This is a genomic window from Mesorhizobium sp. WSM3859 (assembly GCF_002295065.1).
GTDB lineage: Bacteria > Pseudomonadota > Alphaproteobacteria > Rhizobiales > Rhizobiaceae > Mesorhizobium.
In genome coordinates this window covers 24877-43190 of sequence record NZ_NSGG01000002.1, presented here as the reverse complement: position 1 = coordinate 43190, position 18314 = coordinate 24877, and the positions used below count along the sequence as shown (strand labels likewise).

Annotated in this window: 25 protein-coding genes, 1 pseudogene and 1 riboswitch; of the genes and pseudogenes, 12 read left to right on the top strand and 14 right to left on the bottom strand. The window is 63.6% G+C overall.

Translation table 11 applies throughout. From position 1 onward, the window contains the following. Positions 1-303: 303 nt before the first annotated feature. Positions 304-456, top strand: a complete 153-nt coding sequence (locus CK230_RS03900) for a hypothetical protein (RefSeq protein WP_176480003.1) — start codon at positions 304-306, stop codon at positions 454-456. A 113-nt stretch (positions 457-569) separates the two neighbouring features. Here the strand turns inward: CK230_RS03900 and CK230_RS32995 are convergent, their stop codons facing one another. The 3 genes from CK230_RS32995 to CK230_RS03890 form a co-directional block, all read right to left on the bottom strand. Then, a complete protein-coding gene (locus CK230_RS32995; protein ID WP_176479997.1) occupies positions 570-731 on the bottom strand; it encodes a hypothetical protein in 162 nt (53 codons plus the stop codon). 289 nt (positions 732-1020) lie between these two features. Next, positions 1021-1392 carry a YkvA family protein gene (locus tag CK230_RS03895; protein ID WP_095815899.1) on the bottom strand — a complete coding sequence of 124 codons (372 nt, stop codon included), beginning with the start codon at positions 1390-1392 and terminating at the stop codon, positions 1021-1023. Between the two features lie 62 nt (positions 1393-1454). Then, a complete protein-coding gene (locus tag CK230_RS03890; RefSeq protein WP_176480002.1) occupies positions 1455-1637 on the bottom strand; it encodes a hypothetical protein in 183 nt (60 codons plus the stop codon). A gap of 243 nt (positions 1638-1880) precedes the next feature. On the opposite strand from CK230_RS03890, the gene CK230_RS03885 reads away from it, so the two are divergent. Beyond that, positions 1881-2030, top strand: coding sequence for a hypothetical protein (locus tag CK230_RS03885; RefSeq protein ID WP_095816402.1), 150 nt, complete (start codon positions 1881-1883; stop codon positions 2028-2030). Positions 2031-2092: 62 nt separating this feature from the next. Here the strand turns inward: CK230_RS03885 and CK230_RS03880 are convergent, their stop codons facing one another. Continuing rightward, complete coding sequence (locus CK230_RS03880; protein ID WP_095815898.1) at positions 2093-2428, bottom strand: hypothetical protein; 336 nt, start codon at positions 2426-2428, stop codon at positions 2093-2095. Positions 2429-2559: 131 nt separating this feature from the next. Between CK230_RS03880 and CK230_RS03875 the strand changes: the two are divergent. The 4 genes and pseudogenes from CK230_RS03875 to CK230_RS03860 all read left to right on the top strand — a co-directional run. Further along, positions 2560-2717: pseudogene (locus CK230_RS03875) on the top strand (helix-turn-helix domain-containing protein); the annotation flags it as partial. Positions 2718-2789: 72 nt separating this feature from the next. After that, complete coding sequence (locus CK230_RS03870) at positions 2790-3614, top strand: Ku protein (RefSeq protein WP_095815897.1); 825 nt, start codon at positions 2790-2792, stop codon at positions 3612-3614. Between the two features lie 112 nt (positions 3615-3726). Further along, the gene (locus tag CK230_RS03865) at positions 3727-3984 is read left to right on the top strand and encodes a metal-sensing transcriptional repressor (protein WP_095815896.1); all 258 of its coding nucleotides are present in this window, start codon (positions 3727-3729) and stop codon (positions 3982-3984) included. Between the two features lie 8 nt (positions 3985-3992). Further along, entirely contained in the window at positions 3993-5318 is a 1326-nt protein-coding gene (locus tag CK230_RS03860) for a cation diffusion facilitator family transporter (protein ID WP_095815895.1), read from the top strand. Between the two features lie 196 nt (positions 5319-5514). On the opposite strand, the gene CK230_RS03855 is transcribed toward CK230_RS03860, so the two are convergent. Further along, entirely contained in the window at positions 5515-5919 is a 405-nt protein-coding gene (locus CK230_RS03855; RefSeq protein ID WP_095815894.1) for a VOC family protein, read from the bottom strand. Between the two features lie 105 nt (positions 5920-6024). Here CK230_RS03855 and CK230_RS03850 point away from each other — a divergent pair, with 105 nt between their 5' ends. Continuing rightward, positions 6025-6657 carry a TetR/AcrR family transcriptional regulator gene (locus CK230_RS03850; RefSeq protein ID WP_095815893.1) on the top strand — a complete coding sequence of 211 codons (633 nt, stop codon included), beginning with the start codon at positions 6025-6027 and terminating at the stop codon, positions 6655-6657. 66 nt (positions 6658-6723) lie between these two features. Here the strand turns inward: CK230_RS03850 and CK230_RS03845 are convergent, their stop codons facing one another. The 3 genes from CK230_RS03845 to CK230_RS03835 all read right to left on the bottom strand — a co-directional run bounded on the left by CK230_RS03845 (position 6724) and on the right by CK230_RS03835 (position 8613). After that, complete coding sequence (locus CK230_RS03845; RefSeq protein ID WP_245429813.1) at positions 6724-7317, bottom strand: hypothetical protein; 594 nt, start codon at positions 7315-7317, stop codon at positions 6724-6726. Between the two features lie 150 nt (positions 7318-7467). Then, entirely contained in the window at positions 7468-8208 is a 741-nt protein-coding gene (locus tag CK230_RS03840; protein WP_095815892.1) for a CbtA family protein, read from the bottom strand. A 195-nt stretch (positions 8209-8403) separates the two neighbouring features. Beyond that, complete coding sequence (locus tag CK230_RS03835; protein WP_095815891.1) at positions 8404-8613, bottom strand: CbtB-domain containing protein; 210 nt, start codon at positions 8611-8613, stop codon at positions 8404-8406. Beyond that, a riboswitch (adenosylcobalamin (AdoCbl) riboswitch) is annotated at positions 8613-8757 on the bottom strand. Its footprint overlaps the gene before it by 1 nt. A gap of 85 nt (positions 8758-8842) precedes the next feature. Here CK230_RS03835 and CK230_RS03830 point away from each other — a divergent pair. Further along, positions 8843-9415 carry a histidine phosphatase family protein gene (locus CK230_RS03830; protein ID WP_095815890.1) on the top strand — a complete coding sequence of 191 codons (573 nt, stop codon included), beginning with the start codon at positions 8843-8845 and terminating at the stop codon, positions 9413-9415. Between the two features lie 133 nt (positions 9416-9548). On the opposite strand, the gene CK230_RS32990 is transcribed toward CK230_RS03830, so the two are convergent. Next, a complete protein-coding gene (locus CK230_RS32990) occupies positions 9549-9917 on the bottom strand; it encodes a hypothetical protein (RefSeq protein WP_176480001.1) in 369 nt (122 codons plus the stop codon). A gap of 363 nt (positions 9918-10280) precedes the next feature. Between CK230_RS32990 and CK230_RS03820 the strand changes: the two genes are divergently transcribed. After that, on the top strand, positions 10281-10553 hold the full coding sequence (locus CK230_RS03820) for a PilZ domain-containing protein (RefSeq protein ID WP_095815889.1): 273 nt from the start codon (positions 10281-10283) through the stop codon (positions 10551-10553). A 239-nt stretch (positions 10554-10792) separates the two neighbouring features. Here the strand turns inward: CK230_RS03820 and CK230_RS03815 are convergent, their stop codons facing one another. Then, entirely contained in the window at positions 10793-11314 is a 522-nt protein-coding gene (locus tag CK230_RS03815) for a DUF6428 family protein (protein WP_095815888.1), read from the bottom strand. A 42-nt stretch (positions 11315-11356) separates the two neighbouring features. Here CK230_RS03815 and CK230_RS03810 point away from each other — a divergent pair, with 42 nt between their 5' ends. Together CK230_RS03810 and arsC are read left to right on the top strand one after the other, a co-directional pair. After that, on the top strand, positions 11357-11707 hold the full coding sequence (locus CK230_RS03810; protein WP_095815887.1) for a metalloregulator ArsR/SmtB family transcription factor: 351 nt from the start codon (positions 11357-11359) through the stop codon (positions 11705-11707). 100 nt (positions 11708-11807) lie between these two features. After that, positions 11808-12221 carry an arsenate reductase (glutaredoxin) gene (arsC, locus tag CK230_RS03805; RefSeq protein WP_095815886.1) on the top strand — a complete coding sequence of 138 codons (414 nt, stop codon included), beginning with the start codon at positions 11808-11810 and terminating at the stop codon, positions 12219-12221. 317 nt (positions 12222-12538) lie between these two features. Here arsC and CK230_RS03800 read toward each other — a convergent pair whose 3' ends face one another. Continuing rightward, positions 12539-12823, bottom strand: coding sequence for a photosystem reaction center subunit H (locus CK230_RS03800; protein ID WP_095815885.1), 285 nt, complete (start codon positions 12821-12823; stop codon positions 12539-12541). A 174-nt stretch (positions 12824-12997) separates the two neighbouring features. Here CK230_RS03800 and CK230_RS03795 point away from each other — a divergent pair, with 174 nt between their 5' ends. Next, complete coding sequence (locus CK230_RS03795) at positions 12998-13978, top strand: phosphodiester glycosidase family protein (protein WP_245429812.1); 981 nt, start codon at positions 12998-13000, stop codon at positions 13976-13978. Between the two features lie 16 nt (positions 13979-13994). Here the strand turns inward: CK230_RS03795 and CK230_RS03790 are convergent, their stop codons facing one another. From CK230_RS03790 to CK230_RS03780, 3 genes are all read right to left on the bottom strand, one after another. Further along, positions 13995-14318: a DUF2934 domain-containing protein gene (locus tag CK230_RS03790; protein ID WP_095815883.1), complete on the bottom strand. Its 324-nt coding sequence runs from the start codon at positions 14316-14318 to the stop codon at positions 13995-13997. 192 nt (positions 14319-14510) lie between these two features. Further along, entirely contained in the window at positions 14511-15620 is a 1110-nt protein-coding gene (locus CK230_RS03785; protein WP_095816400.1) for a mandelate racemase/muconate lactonizing enzyme family protein, read from the bottom strand. Positions 15621-15675: 55 nt separating this feature from the next. Further along, complete coding sequence (locus tag CK230_RS03780) at positions 15676-18114, bottom strand: FAD-dependent oxidoreductase (protein WP_095815882.1); 2439 nt, start codon at positions 18112-18114, stop codon at positions 15676-15678. Between the last annotated feature and the right edge of the window lie 200 nt (positions 18115-18314).

Here is an 18314-nt window from a genome sequence, read left to right as displayed (position 1 = left end):
ACAATTGCGGGCGCAGGTGGAAACGGACACTGTGTCCGTGCGCCGGCTCCCCCCAAGGAAACCCAATGGTCGGCGCTTTAGCCCGGCTTGCCTGTAAGAGAGCTCTTTTACGCCAAGGCAAGCCGGGCTACCTCACTCCCTCAATGCTCCAAGACTGGTCCGTCGTCGAAACCTATGGCCGTGGCCATCGCAATGCGGCGGAACGAAAGCAGGTCGGGCGCGTTCTAGGCCGCGATGCCGAGGACTCCTCACCATCACAAGGCCGAAAGGCCGGTTCAAGCCTCAACAGACGAGGCGGAGCGCTTGGCGCGTGAGGAAAAGAACGCCAGGCTGAAGAAGCTTCGCACCCACGCTTCCTGGCTGGTGCTCGATCCGCAGGCGCGTTTCCAGGAGGAGATCGACTGTTCGGCGCTGTTCGGCGACCTGCCGATCCGAAAGGTCGGCCGCGACGGTTAGGAACCGGTTTCGGGACAAAGACATGCGTAAATCAAAAGCCTAAAGCGCATGGAGCGAATCCAAAGGATCGCGACGCGCTTTAGCGCAATTCCAGGAACGCGGCTTTCAGCCCGTCACGCGACCTGCAGTCCGGCCGCGGCATCCTCGCGCGCGATCTCGATCAGCCGCGCGATCGCCCATGGCGTCATCAGCGCAAGGAAAGCAGTGACATCGAGGAAGATCGACCGCGCCAGATCGAACCCGCTGTGGTCGTAGCACACTGCAAACTCCATCACGCCTTACCCCTTTTGACCCACCCGCAGCGCACGTTAATCCGCGCACCCTTCAGCTTGATCCTGATTTACATCGAATACAAGAGGTCGCTAATTCAACTGGAGGCGCCGCTGCTGGCGCAAGAACGGCCAGTTAGACTTCAATCGATGCTGTCCGGTTCGAGCCCAAACAGGCGAGCTTAAAGCATGTCTCCCGAAAGTGGGAACCGGTTTCGGGATAAAGACATGCGTAAAACCAAAAACTAAAGCGCGTGGAGCGAATCTGAAAGATCGCGACGCGCTTTAGGCCGGCTTAGGCCAGGAACAGCCAGGTGAGCGCCAGCGCCGCCAGCACCCAAACCGCGATCATGAAGGCGAGACCTGCTTTGCTGACCGGCTTCTCGCGCCGCGTGGCCTCCTCGCGGAATTCCCGCATCAGGTTGGGCGGCACCAGCCTGACCGCGAGCATGATGCCGAGAGGCACGATCAGCAGGTCGTCCAGATAGCCGATGATCGGGATGAAATCCGGGATGAGATCGATCGGGCTCAGCGCGTAGGCCGCGACGGCGCCCGCGGTGGCTTTTGCGTACCAGGGCACGCGCGAATCAAGGGCCGCTATCCACAGCGCCACCACATCGCGCTTGATGGCGCGCGCCCATTGCTTTGCCGAGTCGAGAGCTGACATGAGGCTATTGTATACGGCCGCGCGGGTCTTCGGGCCAACGGACGAACACCGGACCTGGCCTCTCAGGCGCAGTCCTTCAACTCGACAACCTCGACGCCGAGGCGGAAAGCCTGGCCATCCGCGTAGGAACGCGCATATTGCTCGGCTTCGAAGGGAAAGATCAGCGTCGTGCCGTAGGCGGTGACGCGCACCGTCCACTTCTGTCCCCTGACGAGTTCAACACCGTGAAGCTTCGCCGCCACCATCTCACCCTCCTCAGATCCGGCACGCTCGCAACATCCGCATAACGTCGCGAAAGTCATTTGAATACAAATAATTCGACTTAATCGTGTCGTTGCGATGTCGATTCCGACATTGGGTCGTTTTCGTCCGTGAAATGGTTCACCGACAGATGCGTTTTTGCCGCCGGCCGCGCGGGCTCCATGGTGATCGGAACCGAGTCGGCCCCGCGCGGGTTGGTGCCATGGCCCCGTACACAGGAGGTTTCCATGATCCGCAAACTGAAAACCGGCGAATACCGGCTCTATTCGCGCAAGGTCGACCCGAGAACCGGCAAGCGCCGCAATCTCGGCACCTTCAAGTCGCGCGAGGCGGCCGAAAAGCACGAGCGCGAAGTGCAGTATTTTAAGCGCCACTAGGACAACGATGAGTGTCGGTGACGGAAACGCCCCAGGAGCGACCGCCGTTGCACCGGGAAGGTTCACCCGTGCGGTATCGGTTGCGTGCGCGGGCGAGGGTGGCCAGGCACGTTCGAGCCGATATGGTCGAGGTCGCAGCGTCTCGTCACCATCTCGACCGACCCGGTATCGACGGTCACCCGCCCCAGCACCTGCACCGTCGTGCGTCCGAGATCCTCGTCGACATGGACGACCTCGCCCTCCAGCCTCAGCTTGTCGCCTGCCTTGGCGTTTGGCTCGACCATCGAATAGCGATGGCCGTTGCCGTCGAGGCTCAGCGTCACGCGGTCGTTTACGCGCTCGATCACGGTGGCGATCACGGCCACCCTGTCGCCGATCTCTACTGCCGGCCGTGTCATGGACGCCTCCTTTCCGCTCCGCGGTTTTGGCCGCCGGAGCCGGCTGACGGCACGATGAGCATCGGCAGCCGCTGAAATAAACGGGAAAACAAGGATTTGGTTGCCGCCCGACTGCGTGTCGAGAGGCGAAGGATTATCTGCTGGCTTGGCGCATGGCGCTGGCAAAGGCCTGCTGCGCCGGCAGGAGGCCGAGCGCATCGGCTATGGCTCGGCCAGCACCTTCAGCACCGCCTTCAGCCGCCATGTCGGCCAGCCGCCCGGACGCTACGCCAGGGCGGCCGCGCACTAGCGGCGCCCGGCCCGCGGAACCACACGGCTAGCCAGATGTTCCTGTTGATCGCAACGACAACGGGAATGGCACATGGTTGCGCCACGCGCGGTCTGGAAGGGTTTTCTGAAGGTCGGGTCGGTCTCATGCGGCGTGAAGCTGGTCGGCGCGACCAGCGAAACCGGAAAAGTTCATTTCAAGATCCTGAACCGTAAGGACGGCTTGCCGGTGAAAAGCGCCTATGTCGACGAGCAGACCGGCGATGTCGTCGAGACCCAGGGCCAGACCAAGGGCTTCGAGCTGGAGAAGGACGATTTCATCGAGATCGAGCCGGATGAGATCAAGAAGCTGAAACTCACCTCGGCGCATACATTGGAGGTGGACGAGTTCGTCGCCCTTGACGACATCGACACCCGCTATCTGGAAAAGCCCTATTACCTCATCCCCGCCGATGGCGCCGCGCTCGAGGCCTTCAGTGTGCTGCGCGAGGCGATGAAGAAGAAGCGCGTCGCCGCAAGATCCTGCGTGGTGCTCTATCAGCGCGGCCGCGAGGTTGTCATCCAGCCTTTCGGCAAGGGCATGCTGCTCACCGAACTGCGCACCCGCAACGAGATGGTCTCGGAAAAGAGCGTCTTCGAAGACCTGACGTCACCGAAATACGACAAGGACCTGCTCGAGATTGCCGAGCTTTTGATCGACAAGAAGGTGACGAAGTTCGATCCTTCGAAATTCGAGGACACTTACGAGGATGCGCTGATCGCGATGATCGATGCCAAGCGCAAGGGTAAGAAACCGCCGAAGGCCGCGCCGCCGCCAAAGGAAAATGTCGTCGACCTCGCCTCGGTGCTGAGGAAGAGCCTCGCCAGGGAAGGCATCAAGGCGCCCTCGAAAGCCAGGCCTGCCCGCAAGTCGGCCTGATCGGCCCGACCGATATCATCATTGAATTTCGGGATCGGCGCATCCGCCCACTCGGTGGGACGTAGTCCTTTCCTTGGTTGCCGTATCCTACCCTGGGGGATAGGATCTGGCCATGACGATACACAGCTCCCATCCCGACATCATCGCCCGGCTCAAGCGCGCGCAGGGCCATCTCGCCGCGGTGCTCACCATGTTCGAGCAGGGCCGTTCCTGCCTGGATCTCGCGCAACAACTCCATGCCGTCGAAAGCGCCGTCGGCAACGCCAAGCGAGAGCTGATCCACGACCATATGGAGCATTGCCTTGTCGAGGGCGGCGAGCCGACCCGGGACATGCTGAAAGAGCTGAAGCAGCTCACCAAATATCTGTGAGGCGGCTCATGTTGACGAAGATTCTCGACTGGTTCGGCTTCGGCTCGCACGGGCATGACCATGGCGAACAGCTGCATGACCATCACGGGCCGCATGGGCACACGCATGGCGTGATCGACGCCACGATCGCCACGACGGAGCGCGGCATCTGGGCGATCAAATGGTCGTTCGTCATCCTGGCGATAACGGCCGCGCTGCAGCTCGCCGTCGTCGTCTTTTCGGGCAGCGTGGCGCTGCTTGCCGACACCATCCACAACATCGCCGACGCGACGACCGCCATTCCGCTCTGGATTGCCTTCGTGCTGGCGCGACGCAGGCCGACCCGAACGTTCACCTACGGCCTCGGTCGCGTCGAGGATCTTGCCGGGATCGTCATCGTGCTGATCATCCTGGCGAGCGCGCTCGTGGCCGGTTACGAAGCGATCGATCGCCTGCTCGATCCGCAGCCGGTGCGGTTCCTGGGCTGGCTGGCCGCTGCCGGCATCATCGGCTTCCTCGGCAATGAGGCGGTGGCCGTCTTCCGCATCCGCGTCGGCCGTCAGATCAACAGCGCGGCCCTGATCGCCGATGGCTACCACGCGCGCACCGACGGGCTGACCAGTCTTGCCGTCGTTGCCGGCGCGATCGGCGTCTGGCTTGGCTACCCGCTCGCCGATCCGATCATTGGCCTCGTCATCACCATCGCCATTTTCGGCATCGTCTGGCAGTCGGCGCGTTCCGTGCTGACGCGCATGCTCGACGGCGTGGAGCCGGGGCTGGTCGACGAGGTTCATCACGCCGCCGCACATGTCGCCGGGATCGACAGGGTGGTCGACGCGAAGGCCCGCTGGCTCGGCCATAAGCTGCATGTCGATGTGGAGATCGCGGTCAATGACGGGCTGCTGCTCGCCGCCGCCAACAACATCGCCGCTTCGCTCAAGGCCGAGCTCTTCGCGTACATTCCCGCGCTCGACGTCGCCACGGTGCGCTTTGCCGCGCCCGAGGCCGAGGGTGGCCACCACGCGCCTGACCCGTTCCTGGTGTCGGGCAAGCTGGCCAGCGGGCTGCTCGAGATTGTCGACACGCCGCAGGGCGAGCGCATGCGGCTGCGCCTCTCGCGCCATGCCGAGGGCTTGCGGGCGAACGTCGCCATCGAACGCGCCGGCGGGGCCGTCGAAAGCCTGCCGCTGTCGCCGGTCGGCGGCGACCATCATTATCTGCAAAGCCTTGTCGCGCCGGCCGAGCCGCACGAGTTCAGCGCCAGGCTGCAACTGGCGGCCGGTCAGGACAGCGAGGACCTGCCTTTCGCCATGGCCGAGCCGGAAGGGCATCACCACGAGCACGCGCATGGGTGAGACGCCCAGCGCCTGCCAACGGCTGATGGTTTCGCCGGCTCGCCGCAATGCGCTAGCCGGACCGGCGACCGCATTGGCGCATGCACCGAGATATCAAGTCGAGGACGGCGTCGGGCTTGGTCCGAACACGGGAGCGACCGAGCGGGTGCCCCGCCGCTTCCAGGGCGTCATTCGGGCATAGGGCGATACGGACGGTCTATTGCATGGCTGCGGGGTTCATCCACAGGAACTCCCAGACATTGCCGTCCGGGTCTTCGATGTGGCGGTTGAACATGAAACCGAGGTCCTGCAGCGGGTTGGGATCGGCGCGGCCGCCTGCCGCAACGCCTTTCTCGATGACCGTATTGACCGCGTCCTTGCTGTCGACGGTCAGCGCAATCAGCACCTGGCTCTCGCGCTTGGCGTCGCCGATCGGCCGGGCCGTGAACTGGCTGTAGTGCTGGTGCGTCAGCAACATGACCCCGATCGATTCGGAGAACATGATCGAGCTGGCCTGGTCGCTTGAGAACTGCGGGTTGAGCGTGCCGCCGATCGCGAGATAAAACTTGGTTGCTGCCTGTAGATTGCGCACTGGCAGATTGAGGAAGAGCATCTGGGTCATCGGGTTGAAACCTCCGTTTCAATTACGGGTACTAGTCAGTCTAGTACTGTAGAGCGATGGCTATCATGCGGGAACGGTACCGTCTAGTACTGATAGAGGGGCGCTATGAAAATTGCTGTTGAGACCAGATCGGCCCGCAAGGATCGTGAGATCATCGAGGCGGCGACCGCCGCGTTCATCGCCAAGGGCTATGATGGGACCAGCATGGAGGAGATCGCCACGAGGGCGAGCGCTTCCAAGCAGACTGTCTACAAGCATTTCACGGACAAGGAGACGCTTTTCAGCGAAGTCGTTGAGTCAACCGCTTCTCAGGTCAACGACGTAGTCGAGTCCGTTACGATATTGCTTTCCGAGGCAAAATTCCTGGAGGGCGGCCTGCAGCAGCTTGCCCGGCGATTGACCACGACGCTGATGAACGACGAGTTGCTGAAGCTCCGGCGGTTGATTATCGCCAATGCCGATCGGATGCCGCAGCTTGGCCGCAGCTGGTACGACAAAGGCTTTGAGCGCATGCTTGCCTCGGTGGCGGAGTGCTTTCAAAAGCTCACCAGCCGAGGCCTGTTGCAGACCGGCGATCCCCGTTTGGCGGCCAGCCATTTCTTTGGAATGCTGCTTTGGATCCCGATGAACGAAGCGATGTTCACCGGAAGCAACCCGCGCTCGAAAGCCGACCTTGAGCGCCACGCCGATGCCTCGGTCGAAGCGTTCCTTGCCGCTTATGGGGTGCGCTCGAAGTAGCCGCGCTGCCTGGCGCGATCCGCGCAGCGCAACAAGCCGCGTTACTCGCCTGGTATCTCGACGCGGTTAGCCGGCCCGAGTCGGTGAAACAGCGCGTACCCGTTGCGCGCCGAAGATCGACCAGCCGGCCCCGATCAGCGCGGCAATGGTTGCAAGGAACACCGCCAGGCTCGGCAGATGGAAGACCATATCCCGCCATCTCGGCTCGATCACCGCGCCGGTGCTGAAGGCCTCGCCGCTATACTGGCAAAGGATCCAGGACGCGCCGCTGCGCACCATGTCGGCGTCGATGTCGGAGATCAGCGCCTTCGCCTCGCGTTCGGCCGCTGGCATCGTCGCCATATGGGCAAGCAGCGCCTTGGCGGTGGCGAGATAAGCGTGGCTGCATTCGTTGAAGGGGCTTTCCTCGTCGCCGAGGCTTCCCGGCATAAGGCCCCACAGGCAGTAGGTGAATTGCAGATTGCCGTGATTGTAGAGCCGCCTGAAGGTCGGGTCGGTCACGGTCTGGCGCTGGGCAAGGTCGAGGATGTCGCCGCGATAGCGCGCGATCACCGCCATCTGGCCATGGGTCAGGCTGGGGATCTGGATGCCCGGGGAAGGCGGAGCCGACGAGCCGCTATGCGCCTGCGCCGATGCCGCCGCCAGCAGGGCGAGCAGCATTGCAACCGAGCAATTCCAGGAAAAGTGTGCCGCGGTTTTCCGTCCGGAATTGCGAGAAAACAAAAGACCAAAGCGGCTCAGCGGTCGTGTCGACCGTTGAGCCGCTTTGGCCGCCAGGGCGAAAAACCGTGGCGGCCAACGCATGGGAGTTCAAGCGTAGCGGCGGGCAGGGCCGCGCTGGTCGCGCGCCGCGACCACGCGCTCGGCAGCCGCGCCGAAGCCGAGGCCGACGACGGCCCACAGCACCAGCTGGATGCCGAGCGAGGCGACGCGGAATTGCCAGAGCACCGTCGCCGAGAAGTTTTCCGGCACTTCGTTGATGTCGGGCAGGGCCGCCTTCACCAGCGCGAAGACGACCAGGAAAGCGAGCCCGGCCACGATCGAGGCGTTCCAGGCGCCGAGCCTGCTCCACAGCCGCTGAGCCAGGCCGACCGCCGCCACCATCGCCGCGATCGAGATGACGATCATGATGAAGAACAATTCGGTGCGGTAGGCGATGGTTTCGGGATTGCCGACCGCGGGCGGGTTCGCCGGGTATTTGAGGCTCGGAACCACGATAACGGCAAGGAAGCCGAGCAGCGCCAGCAGCGCCGAAGTGCTGCGCGGACCGAGCGAGCCCAACCGGCCATAGGCATAGGCAAAGACCAGCGAGAACAGCCCGCCGAGCGCCGCGCCATAGACCAGCACGCCGGTTGCAAGACCGATGCCTGCCTGCGTGGCGCGGCTGACCATCTCGGGCTCCGGCGCCTCGCCGGCCGCCTGGGCCTGCTGTTCCTCGAAGGCGATCGCCTTGTCGACCTGCGGCTCGCCATAGACGCGGGCGAAAGCAAACGCCAGAATCCCCGCCACCAGCCCGACAAGCATGCCGCGCAGCAAGAGTTTTCCGACCATGTCAGAGTCCCTTCAAGCAATTCCCGGAAAAATTCGAAGCGTTTTTCCGTTCGGAATTGCGTTAGACCAAAACTCAGAACGGCTCAGCGATGCCGAACTGCTCCAGAGCAATTCCAGGAAAAGTGTGCAACGGTTTTCCGTCCGGAATTGCGTTAGACCAAAACCTAGAACGGTTCAGCCTTCGCTGAACCGTTCCTAGTGGCAGGGAAAGCCGAGCAGGTGGCGGCCGTCATGCACGAATTCGTGCACCGCCGTGCCACGGATCAGCGACGTCGCGCCTTCTTCCGCGCCGACGAAATAGATCGCCAGCATCAGCATCAGGCCGGCGAAGATGGCCCAGGGCAGAAGCTCGCGGACGGGAATCGCAACCGGGCCGTAGGTCGGGGCGAAGGTGGTGTCGGACAATTTGACCTCCTGTGGGATGCTGCGTCCCGTTGATCCAACTATGCTGCGGAATAAGGCCTGACTTTCGGCGGGTGCCGATCACAGTGGCGCGACCGTGCCGGACTCGCACCGGCTTCCAATCCCGTATAGCGCTAAAACACTTGTCAGCACTTCGTTCGCCTGTCAACGACATGTAATGGCCAACGCGGCTTCGCGCGGCCGAAATTTCACTGGACCAAGGAGTTTTGGGATGTTCGCCCGCCTGACGATGATCGCAAGCGGCGCGACGCAGGCCACGCGCAAGGGCCGCTTCCCAATGGACGAGGCGCCGGAGCCGAGCGCCTTCGACCGCGCCGGCGCGCTCGCTTCGTCGCTGCGCCGGGCCGACCGCGTCTGGACAAGTCCGGCGCTTGCCGCGCGCAGGACGGCCGAGGCGCTTGGCCTTAATGCGACGGTCGAGCCGCTGCTTGCCGAGCAGGATTTTGGCCGCTGGGCCGGCAAAAGCTTCGAGGCGATGCAGGCCGAAGACCCGGAAGCCATGGCGGCCTGGTTTGCCAATCCGGATGCCGCGCCCCATGGCGGCGAATCGCTTGCCGCCGTCGCCAGGCGCGGCGCTGCGCTGATGGAGCGGCTGGCCGGCGAGGGCGGCCACACCATCGCTTTCACCCATGCCGTACCGATCCGCGCCGCCATCGTGCATGTGCTGGGCGCGTCGCTCTCCTCGGTTTGGAAGATCGACATCGAGCCGCTGTCGCTCACCGAGTTCCGCAGCGACGGCCGCCGCTGGGTGCTGCATGCGAGCGGGGTGATCGCCCGCGGCTAGACATTCAGGCACAACTGATCCCGCATGCGGGCGGCCAGCAGACGATCAAGGAAGCAGTCGATGCGATGGCGAGGCGCCGCAGAATGGCGGGGCATGCATCCTCATGATCGCGTACATCTTCATTGCCATGCATCTACCGGTAAAGCTTTGGGTACCTAGCCTTCTCGGTCTGGCAATTGTCCCCTCTCTGGGCCGCCATCGCGAAAGCTCTTTCATAGGTACGTACAGCCCTCTTGAACTTGGGGGGATTCGACGTCAGGTGTTTGTCTATCCCGTCATACAAAAGGACGGGAACAGCTATCATAGCTTTTCCATCCTCATTTAGCCTCAGCGCCGGGCACTTTTTCATCACACCGACGAGGTTGCCGGCGATTGTAGCGGCCAAATTTAACTTGGCGTCGGGCAGCCCAGCCAGATACTCGATATTTGACTTCGCGGCCCAAGCAGCCGAAGGCGAGAATGAAATTACTACGATTGTCGCGAAAGCGAGCCTAAGTTTCATTATTCTTCTTCCCAAGCTTTAACTGAGCGAAGCACGTTTGAGCCCCTGTTAATAGCCGAAGGCGAGCCTTTGTGTTCCATATCCACAGGCGGCTTAGATTTTCGCGTCGCGCCGGCGATCATCTGCCCCAATCGATAGATTGAGCAGTTATGCCGCGCGCTGCTGCGCTTGTTCGGTTCTTGCAAGGAAACAACGAGCGGATCGAACAAAGCAACCCGAAGCCGCCCCGCCAAATCGCAACGGCCGTTGGGTAGGAAATCGAGCTGCTCCGTCGTTTCAGCGATCGCTAACGGAACGGAAACGCCTCGCTGTTATGGTGCCGCTCCGTGGCGAGGAGAGCCTCGTCTTAGGAGCCCGTCGGATATGGCCAATTATCCCGAGACCGAGCGCCGTCTTCATGCGCGCGAATTCGTGCTCAAGGAAGCCACGATCATTGCCGGTGCGGTCAGGATCGGCTGCTCGGTCAGAAATCAGCACGAGCAGGGCGCGGAGTTGCGCGTTGCCGCCGATACGCAGATCCCGGAGCGCTTCCTGCTCGAGGTCCCAGCCGACGATACGACCTATCGCGCCTTGGTGCGGTGGCGGCGCAATGATCGCATCGGCGTGGCGCTCTACAGCAATGCGCCGAAGGACTGACGCGCGGCCCGCCGCTCAGCAATTCGTGACTTGATCCTGCCGCGCGGCATGCAACCCGGCACATAGGGAACGCAACCGTGGCGCGTGCGTTCATGTGGCCGATCAACTGGGACTTCGCGCATGAGCAGGACAGCCGTTTGGGTGGCGCTGATCGCTATCGTTCTCGGGGGCCTCTATTTGTTGCAGGCCAATGGCCTGATCAAATTCTGATGCGACGGGGCGCGGCGCTGTTCGCCGGGTCAGCAGCAGCGGCTTTCTCCGCAGCACGGCTTGCCCGCGGCCGCCTGTTCCTTCAGCCAGCGGTCACGCGGCTTGCAACTCGCCGGCCGCGGCGAAAGCTCGACCTCGATGGCGCCGCCAACGACGCTTGGCTGGGCCGCCCGGTGCAGTTCCATCGGGCGGACGCCGTCGCTGACCTCGAAAGTCAGTTTCGCCGACTGGTCGAGGGCCACGTGATCCGAGACCTTGCGGATGATCGCCGCGAACTTGCCGGCCGGCATATGGATCGGCCCGCCTTCGTCCACATCCCATAGCTGGACGAAGATCTCCGACCAGGATTCCGGATTGGCCTCGCAATCCAACGCCGCGAACTGCCCCGCCTTCACCTCGGTGACATGATAGCCCGGTTTAACCGGCCGCCCGTCATAGCGGAACACCAGCGGCCTGTCCTTGTAATCGGCCAGCGCGCTCAGCAGGTCGCCGATGGTCAGGTCGGAGGGGTCGATCGGGTTGGCGTTTTTGTGATTGTCAGAAGACAGCATGTCGGCTATTCCTCATTTCAATATTTCAAGGATTATTGAAACGTGGATGAACGTCAAGCCCTGATCGCCTTTGGCGCGCTGTCGCAGGAAACCCGCCTGCGCCTGCTTCGCCTGTTGGTCGTTGCCGGACCGGACGGCATCGCCGCCGGTTTGCTCGCCGAACAGGTCGAGGTCTCGCCCTCCAATGTCAGCTTCCACCTCAAGGAACTGGAACGGTCCGGCCTCGTCACCGCGCGGCGTGATGCCCGCTCGATAGTCTACAGCGCCGAGTACGACGCGCTGTCCGGCCTGATCCGGTTCCTGATGGAGGATTGCTGCTCGGGCCGCCCGGAAATCTGCGCGCCGGCGCTTGCCGCATCTTGCTGCCGGCCGGGCGAGGGGACCCGGCAATGACTGTCGCGCCCTTCGCCCAGCGCCCTGATCGCGCTTGCGCTGATGGGCTGGCTGCTCAAGCCCGAAACCGTGCAGCAACCCGCCCACTGAAAGCAGAGCCATGACGGTCACGATCTACCACAATCCCGCTTGCGGCACATCGCGCAACACGCTCGCCATGATCCGCGCCAGCGGCGAGGAACCGGTGGTGATCGAATATCTGAAGACGCCGCCGAGCCGCGAGCGGCTGCTCGAACTGATCGCGGCGATGCGGATCGTACCCCGCCAGTTGTTGCGGGAGAAGGGAACGCCCTATGCCGAGCTCGGTCTCGCCGATCCGAAATGGAGTGACGACGAGCTGATCGATTTCATGCTTGCCCATCCGATCCTCATCAACCGGCCGATCGTCGAGACGCCGAAGGGGACAAGACTGTGCCGGCCGTCGGAGGCGGTGCTGCCGCTGCTCGACAATCCGGTGCGGGAGTTCGTCAAGGAGGATGGCGAGAAGGTCGCCTACGAACCGGGGCAAGCCTGATTGGAAGCCGCAGGGCCCATCGCTCGCAACCGCCGTTATGTCTCTCGGCATCACCCGGATCATCGCCTGCGGATCGTCCTGCTATGGCCAGCGTCGCGTTGCGCATCGCGGCCAGATGCAGGCCGCCGAGCGATGCAACTACAACAGAACCTTGTGACGCGGACTTGAACGGTCTCACGCAGGCGAGATTTGTGTGAACCGGCTCAACGGAATCTGCGTTTAAGCTCGTCAGGCCGACGATACATATTGCCGCGCGCAAAAAAACGGGCCGACAACGCCGGCCCGGATTTCTTCATTCATTGACAAACCGCAACGCGTCAGTCGCGATGCTCCGGCATCGCCTTCAGCTGGTCCTTCGTCCAGCTGGTGACGGCATGCACGTCGCCGTCCTCGTCGCGCATGAAATCGAGCTGGCTGGCGGTAACGGCCACCGGCTTGGCGCCGATGCCGAGAAAGCCGCCGACATCGATGACGACCTGGCTGCCGTGCAGATGGTCGACCGAGCCGATCTTCTCGTCATCCGGCCCGTAGATGGTGGCGCCTTCGAGGATGGCGGGCGTGAGCTCGGCATTGGTCAGTCTTACGTGGCTGGTGTGGTCCATGACGGAATCTCCTGTGGTGTAAAGAGGAAACCGCCGATGCGACCCCGGGTTCCGTCCGAATTGCGGCAGGGGCTCTGTGATCGCCAGCCTTATTGCGCGGTTCCTGCACATATCCGACATCATCCGGACGACAATGCCGGCCAGCTTGCCGCCACGGGCATGGGGGAGAATTCATTGCGTAAAGCCATTTCGATTGCCGCTGTCATATTGATGCTCGTCCTTATTTCGGGCGCCTGGTTCGTCTGGCAGAGGAATGGCGCCTATGGCCTGAATGTCCTGCTTCGCCGGGGCGGCAGCTATTGGATTGACGTCGCGGCTGATGATGTGCGGCTCTCGCCGGCGATGCGCCTTGCCTTGCAGCCGGCGATCCCCGCGGTGGCCGCCGGGCAGAGCGCCTGGAAAGACGTGGAGCCGGGCTTCGAGGTCAGCGAAATCCCGGTTGTCGCGGGAAGCCAGGAGGTCGACCGCCTCTATCTCAATCGCTTCGACCCGGCCAAATTCCGCTTCGTCGCCCGCAACCAGCCGAACGGCGCCAGGAACATCGACCAGTGGGAAGCGGCCCTTAGTTCCGAAGGTCCGGGCGGCACGGTGCTGATCGTCAACGGCAGCTATTTCGGGCTCAAGGGCGAGGCCGATACGCCCCTGGTCAGCATGGGCGAAAGGCTCGGTCCGCGTGACTATGACGCCAAGGCCGGCGCCTGGGTCGCCAATGCGTCGGGCACGCATGTCGTCGACCTCGCCGGTCGCGATTGGCGGCAGGTGCTGGACGGCGCCGAAAACGCCATGGTGTCCTATCCTCTGCTCGTTGCCGAGGATGGCCGCGATACCGTGCGCGCCAAGAGCAACTGGCTGGCGAACCGCACCTTCATCGCCGAGGATCGCCAGGGCCGCATCATCGTCGGCTCGACCAGGGATGCCTTCTTCTCGCTCGACAGGCTGGCGGCCTTCCTGCTCAGCGCCGGGCTCGACATCAAGACCGCGCTCAACCTCGATGGCGGTCCGATCGCCGGTCTCAGCGTTCGCTCCAGGAGCTATAGGCTGAAGCACTGTGCGCGGTGGGAAGCCCAGGTGACGGACGGCAAGGTCTCGCTGCTGCAGGCAGCGCGGGACGTGCCCTGGGGCATGCCGGTGGTGCTCACAGTCGAGCGCAGATAAGCGCGCCGAAGATCTGTCAGCTGCGCCGCTTCGCGCTCAGATCTCGTGCCGCTTGCTCGATCGCCGCGCGATCGTTGCCAAGCCGGTCGAGCAGTTCCTGCGCCTCGTCGCCGGAAATGCCGGTGCGCATGGCCAGCGCCTCCACTGTCAGCACATCCGCGCTGTCGATCTCGCGGGTTTCCGGCAGCGCGTCGTCTGCCGTCAGCGGCAGCGCCGCCTCGCGGTCGATCTCCAATTCGGCCTGTTGCCAGTGCCGTTCATGATTGCCGAGGATGCCGCCCTCGCGCTGAAAGATCTCATAGGCGCGCTGCCTGATCTTCTCGGTCCGATCGTCGTCCATCGCCGTTCCTCCGTTGCGTGTCACAAGAACGCAGGACAGGGCGGAACGATCCTCTTCGTTGACTATTTCCTCTCCCTCCGGAGGGGGGAGAGGTGGCTCGGCGGAGCCGAGACGGAGTGGGGGACGGCGCTGAAAATTATCGGCTACACCCGCGGCAATCCGAAACCGCGAACCTGGCCGCGCCGCTTTTGCTTACCGCCCATATATTGCCACCGGCTTGCCGAACATGCCGGGCTCCGGCTTCACGCCGAGCCCCGGCCGTTGCGGCACGGCGATGTGGCCTTGCTTGATGACGACCGGGTGCTTCTGGTCGAAATGGCCTTTGATGTATTCCTGCGCGATCCAGGCGCCTTCCATGCGGCGGGGCTCGACGGTGGCGGCCAGATGCACGCAGGCCGCCGCGATGATGTCGCCGCCCCAGGCGTCGTCGCAACTGTGCGGCAGCGAGCGGATGGCGCAGAGGTCTCGCACCGTCGTCATCTTGGTCAGGCCGCCGAGCCGCGTCACCTTGAAGCCGAAGCCGTCGGCGATGCCCATCGAGATCGCCCGCAGCACCGCGTTCTGATCCTCGGTGCTTTCGTCGAGATAGACCGGATGCGTGACGCGACCCTTCAGCGTCGCGATCTCGTCCATCGTGTTGCAGAGTTGCTCGAAGACGAAGGGGATTGCCTGGCAGAGACGGTCGAGATGGATCGCCGCAGCCACGGTCAGGCCGCGGTTGCCGTCGACCGCGATGCGCGCTCTGTAGCCGACCGCTTCCCAAACCTTGTGGACGACGGCGACGTCCTCTTCCAGATTGCGCCCGCCGATCTTCACCTGCAGGCGCGGATAGCCGGCCTTCACCTCGTCGGCGGCGATGCGTGCCGTCTCCTCCGGCGCCCCGACGATCAGCGAATAATAGGCCGGCACGCGGTCGGTCAGCGCGCCGCCCAACAGCGTCGAGACCGGCACGCCAAGCTTTTGGCCGAGCAGGTCGAGGAACGCCATGTCGAAGGCCGCCTTGGCATAGCCGTGTCCGTTCAGCCGCTCGTCCATCTGCTTCGCCAGCAGCCTGATCGAGGCGACCTCCGCGCCGATGAGGCCGGGCGCGATCTCGGCGATGGCGGCGCGGGCGCCCAGCGCGTGATGCGGCTGGTAGACCGGGCCGATCGGGCAGGTCTCGCCCCAGCCGGCAAAGCCGTCATCGGTGACGATCTCGACCAGTGTGGAGTCCAGCGCCTCCACATCGGCGCTGGCCATGCGGTAGACGCCGTTCTTGACCGGCAATTGGGCCGAATAGACGTTGATCCGCTCGATGCGCATATGGGTTTCCATCCGAAGGACACGTCGGCAACGGGGCCTTTGCAAGCCCCGCCTGTTACATCCGCGCCCTCGCCGAAGTCGGATCGTAAGGCGAGTCCGCAATCACCTCGGCGACATTCCAGTCGCCCAGGATCGCGACGTCGAGCTTCGTGCCGGGCCTTGAAAAGCGCTCCGGCAGCAGCGCCAGCGCCACATCATGCCCAAGCGCATAGCCATAGCCGCCCGACGTGATGCGCCCGACCAACTTGCCGTCGCTGTAGAGCCCCTCATTGGCTGAAGTGCTGGCGCCGTCCGTATCGATCCTGAGCGTGACCGACCGGCGCTGGTCGTTGCGCTCCTTGTATCTCAGCACCGCCTCGCGGCCGACGAAGTCGCCCTTGTCGAGGCGGATGAAGCGTTCCAGCCCGCTCTCCAGCGCGTTGAGCTCCGGGTTCATGTCGCGATACATGGCGCGATAGGATTTCTCGAGTCTGAGCGACTCCAGCGCGTGCAGTCCGACCGGCCGCATGCCGTGTTTTTCGCCTTCTCTCAGGATCGCGTCGAGCAACTGCCGTTGGTAGGGCAGGGGGTGATAGAGCTCCCAGCCGAGCTCGCCTTCATAGTTGACGCGCAGCAGCCGCACGTCGCTGGCCAGAGCCACGCTGCCGGTCTTGACGCCGAACCACGGAAAGCTTTCGTTGGAAAGATCGATCTCCGTCAGCGGCTGCAGCACCTCGCGAGCCTTGGGGCCGACGACCGTGAAGCAGCCGCGATTGTTGGTGACGTTCTTCAAGTCCACGCTGCCGTCGGCGGGCAGCGGCCTGGACAGGTCGTCGAAGTTCCAGCGCTCGGCCCGCGGCGTCGAGATCAGGTAGAACAAGTCCTCGCCGAGACGCGCCACCATATATTCCGCCTGCACGCCACCGTTGGCCGTCAGGTGATGCGCCAGCGTCACCTTGCCGACTGAGGGCAAGCGGTTGGCAATGATCCGGTCCAGCCATTGGGCGGCTTTCGGGCCGGACACCTCGAACTTGGTCATCGGCGTCATCTCGACCAGGCCGACGGCGTTGCGCACCGCCAGCACCTCCTCGCCGACGAGGTTCCCCTTGGGCGTCCACCGCCAGCTATACTGGTCCTTGGCCTCGACGCCGTCGCGCGCGAACCAGTTCGGCATCTCCCAGCCGTTGAGCACGCCCCAGACAGCGCCGAGTTCTGTCAATCGGTCATAGGAGGGCGCCGTCTTCTGCGGCCGCGCGGCGGGCATGTCCTGTCCGGGATATTTCTGCTCCGCATGCGTGCCCCAGGCCTCGCGCACCTTCTGGCGCGTCCATTCCTTGTTGGCATAGTCGCCGAAGCGGCGCGGGTCGAGGTCGGAGGTGTCGATGCTGTTGGAGCCCTCGACGATCCGCTCCGACAGGTAATAGCCTATTGTCCCGCCCCACAGGATGCCGCCGGGCACGCCTTCGGCAAGCCAGACATTGGGCAGGCCCCAGGCCGGTCCCATCAAGGGCAGCTCGTCGGCCGTCATCTGGAAGGGCCCGCGCACATTGGCCTTGATGCCGACGCGTCCCAGCGCCGGAACCAGCCGCAAGGCCTGTTCCCAGTTCCAGGACACCGCCTCGAAATCCTCTTCGAGAAGGTCGGCGCCGAACCAGGCGGGAACGCCGTCCTCGGCGAACAGCTTGAGATGCTCGGTGCGCTCATAAGGCCCGAACATCAGGCCATCGCCTTCCTCGCGCAGATAGCCCTCAAACCCTTCGTCGCGCAGGATCGGCATTTCGGGCCGGCCCGAGCGCTTGCGCTCCACCACCTCCGGCACCGCTTCGGTGATCCAGTACTGGTGCAGGATCGGGATTGCCGGAATGTCGATGCCGAGCAGCGCGCCGGTCTGGCGCGCGTAATTGCCGGTGGCGCAAATCACATGCTCGCAAGTGATCTCGCCCTTGTTGGTCTCGACCAGCCACTCACCGCTGGCGGTCCGCTTGAAGCCGCTGGCTTCGGTGTTGAGATAGACCTTGGCGCCGAGATCCCGCGCGCCCTTGGCCATGGCGTGTGTGACGTCCGCCGGCGCGATATGGCCGTCGTCGGGGTGGTAGAGCGCGCCGAGCATCTCCTTGTTGTCGAGCAGCGGCCAGAGTTTTCGCGCTTCGTCGGGCGTGAGCAACTGCGCCCGCATGCCTTGCACCTCGGCGACGCTCATATAGCTCTTGAACTCGTCGAGCCGGTCCCGCGAATTGGCGATGCGCAGCTGCCCGCATTTGTGCCAGCCCACCGGCTGCCCGGTCTCGGCCTCCAGTCCTTCATAGATCTCGATCGTCTTGTTGATCATGCGCCCGACATTGATGTTGCGGGCATAGGACGGGATCAGCCCCGCCGCGTGCCAGGTCGAGCCGGCGGTCAGCTGCGTGCGCTCCAGCAGCGCCACGTCGGTCCAGCCGCGCTTGGCCAGGCCGTAGAGAATTCCCGCGCCGACGCACCCGCCGCCGACGATCACCACCCGCGCATGTGTCTGCATCAAACCACCGATTTTCGACCGAGCCGAGAACAACCGTAGTCGAAGCTACAGGCGGTGATTGGCGCTGTAACGTCTTCAAAAATTAGGGGTCACGATAAATCGGGCTTATGCAGCGGCTCCAACTCGCAATGGTCGGCTCCATTGCGCACCAGTTCTGGCAGTCTCGCCTTTCGTTCTCGGCTTAGCGCTGCGGAGCCTTC

Excerpts from the sequence above, each read along its gene's own strand:
- CK230_RS03895 (WP_095815899.1), bottom strand. The coding sequence starts at position 1,392 with ATGTCAGCTCTCGACTCGGCAAAGCAATGGGCGCGCGCCATCAAGCGC.
- CK230_RS03890 (WP_176480002.1), bottom strand. The coding sequence starts at position 1,637 with ATGGTGGCGGCGAAGCTTCACGGTGTTGAACTCGTCAGGGGACAGAAG.
- CK230_RS03885 (WP_095816402.1), top strand. The coding sequence starts at position 1,881 with ATGATCCGCAAACTGAAAACCGGCGAATACCGGCTCTATTCGCGCAAG.
- CK230_RS03880 (WP_095815898.1), bottom strand. The coding sequence starts at position 2,428 with ATGACACGGCCGGCAGTAGAGATCGGCGACAGGGTGGCCGTGATCGCC.
- CK230_RS03870 (WP_095815897.1), top strand. The coding sequence starts at position 2,790 with ATGGTTGCGCCACGCGCGGTCTGGAAGGGTTTTCTGAAGGTCGGGTCG.
- CK230_RS03865 (WP_095815896.1), top strand. The coding sequence starts at position 3,727 with ATGACGATACACAGCTCCCATCCCGACATCATCGCCCGGCTCAAGCGC.
- CK230_RS03860 (WP_095815895.1), top strand. The coding sequence starts at position 3,993 with ATGTTGACGAAGATTCTCGACTGGTTCGGCTTCGGCTCGCACGGGCAT.
- CK230_RS03855 (WP_095815894.1), bottom strand. The coding sequence starts at position 5,919 with ATGACCCAGATGCTCTTCCTCAATCTGCCAGTGCGCAATCTACAGGCA.
- CK230_RS03850 (WP_095815893.1), top strand. The coding sequence starts at position 6,025 with ATGAAAATTGCTGTTGAGACCAGATCGGCCCGCAAGGATCGTGAGATC.
- CK230_RS03845 (WP_245429813.1), bottom strand. The coding sequence starts at position 7,317 with ATGCTGCTCGCCCTGCTGGCGGCGGCATCGGCGCAGGCGCATAGCGGC.
- CK230_RS03840 (WP_095815892.1), bottom strand. The coding sequence starts at position 8,208 with ATGGTCGGAAAACTCTTGCTGCGCGGCATGCTTGTCGGGCTGGTGGCG.
- CK230_RS03830 (WP_095815890.1), top strand. The coding sequence starts at position 8,843 with ATGTTCGCCCGCCTGACGATGATCGCAAGCGGCGCGACGCAGGCCACG.
- CK230_RS32990 (WP_176480001.1), bottom strand. The coding sequence starts at position 9,917 with ATGAAACTTAGGCTCGCTTTCGCGACAATCGTAGTAATTTCATTCTCG.
- CK230_RS03820 (WP_095815889.1), top strand. The coding sequence starts at position 10,281 with ATGGCCAATTATCCCGAGACCGAGCGCCGTCTTCATGCGCGCGAATTC.
- CK230_RS03815 (WP_095815888.1), bottom strand. The coding sequence starts at position 11,314 with ATGCTGTCTTCTGACAATCACAAAAACGCCAACCCGATCGACCCCTCC.
- arsC (WP_095815886.1), top strand. The coding sequence starts at position 11,808 with ATGACGGTCACGATCTACCACAATCCCGCTTGCGGCACATCGCGCAAC.
- CK230_RS03800 (WP_095815885.1), bottom strand. The coding sequence starts at position 12,823 with ATGGACCACACCAGCCACGTAAGACTGACCAATGCCGAGCTCACGCCC.
- CK230_RS03790 (WP_095815883.1), bottom strand. The coding sequence starts at position 14,318 with ATGGACGACGATCGGACCGAGAAGATCAGGCAGCGCGCCTATGAGATC.
- CK230_RS03785 (WP_095816400.1), bottom strand. The coding sequence starts at position 15,620 with ATGCGCATCGAGCGGATCAACGTCTATTCGGCCCAATTGCCGGTCAAG.
- CK230_RS03780 (WP_095815882.1), bottom strand. The coding sequence starts at position 18,114 with ATGCAGACACATGCGCGGGTGGTGATCGTCGGCGGCGGGTGCGTCGGC.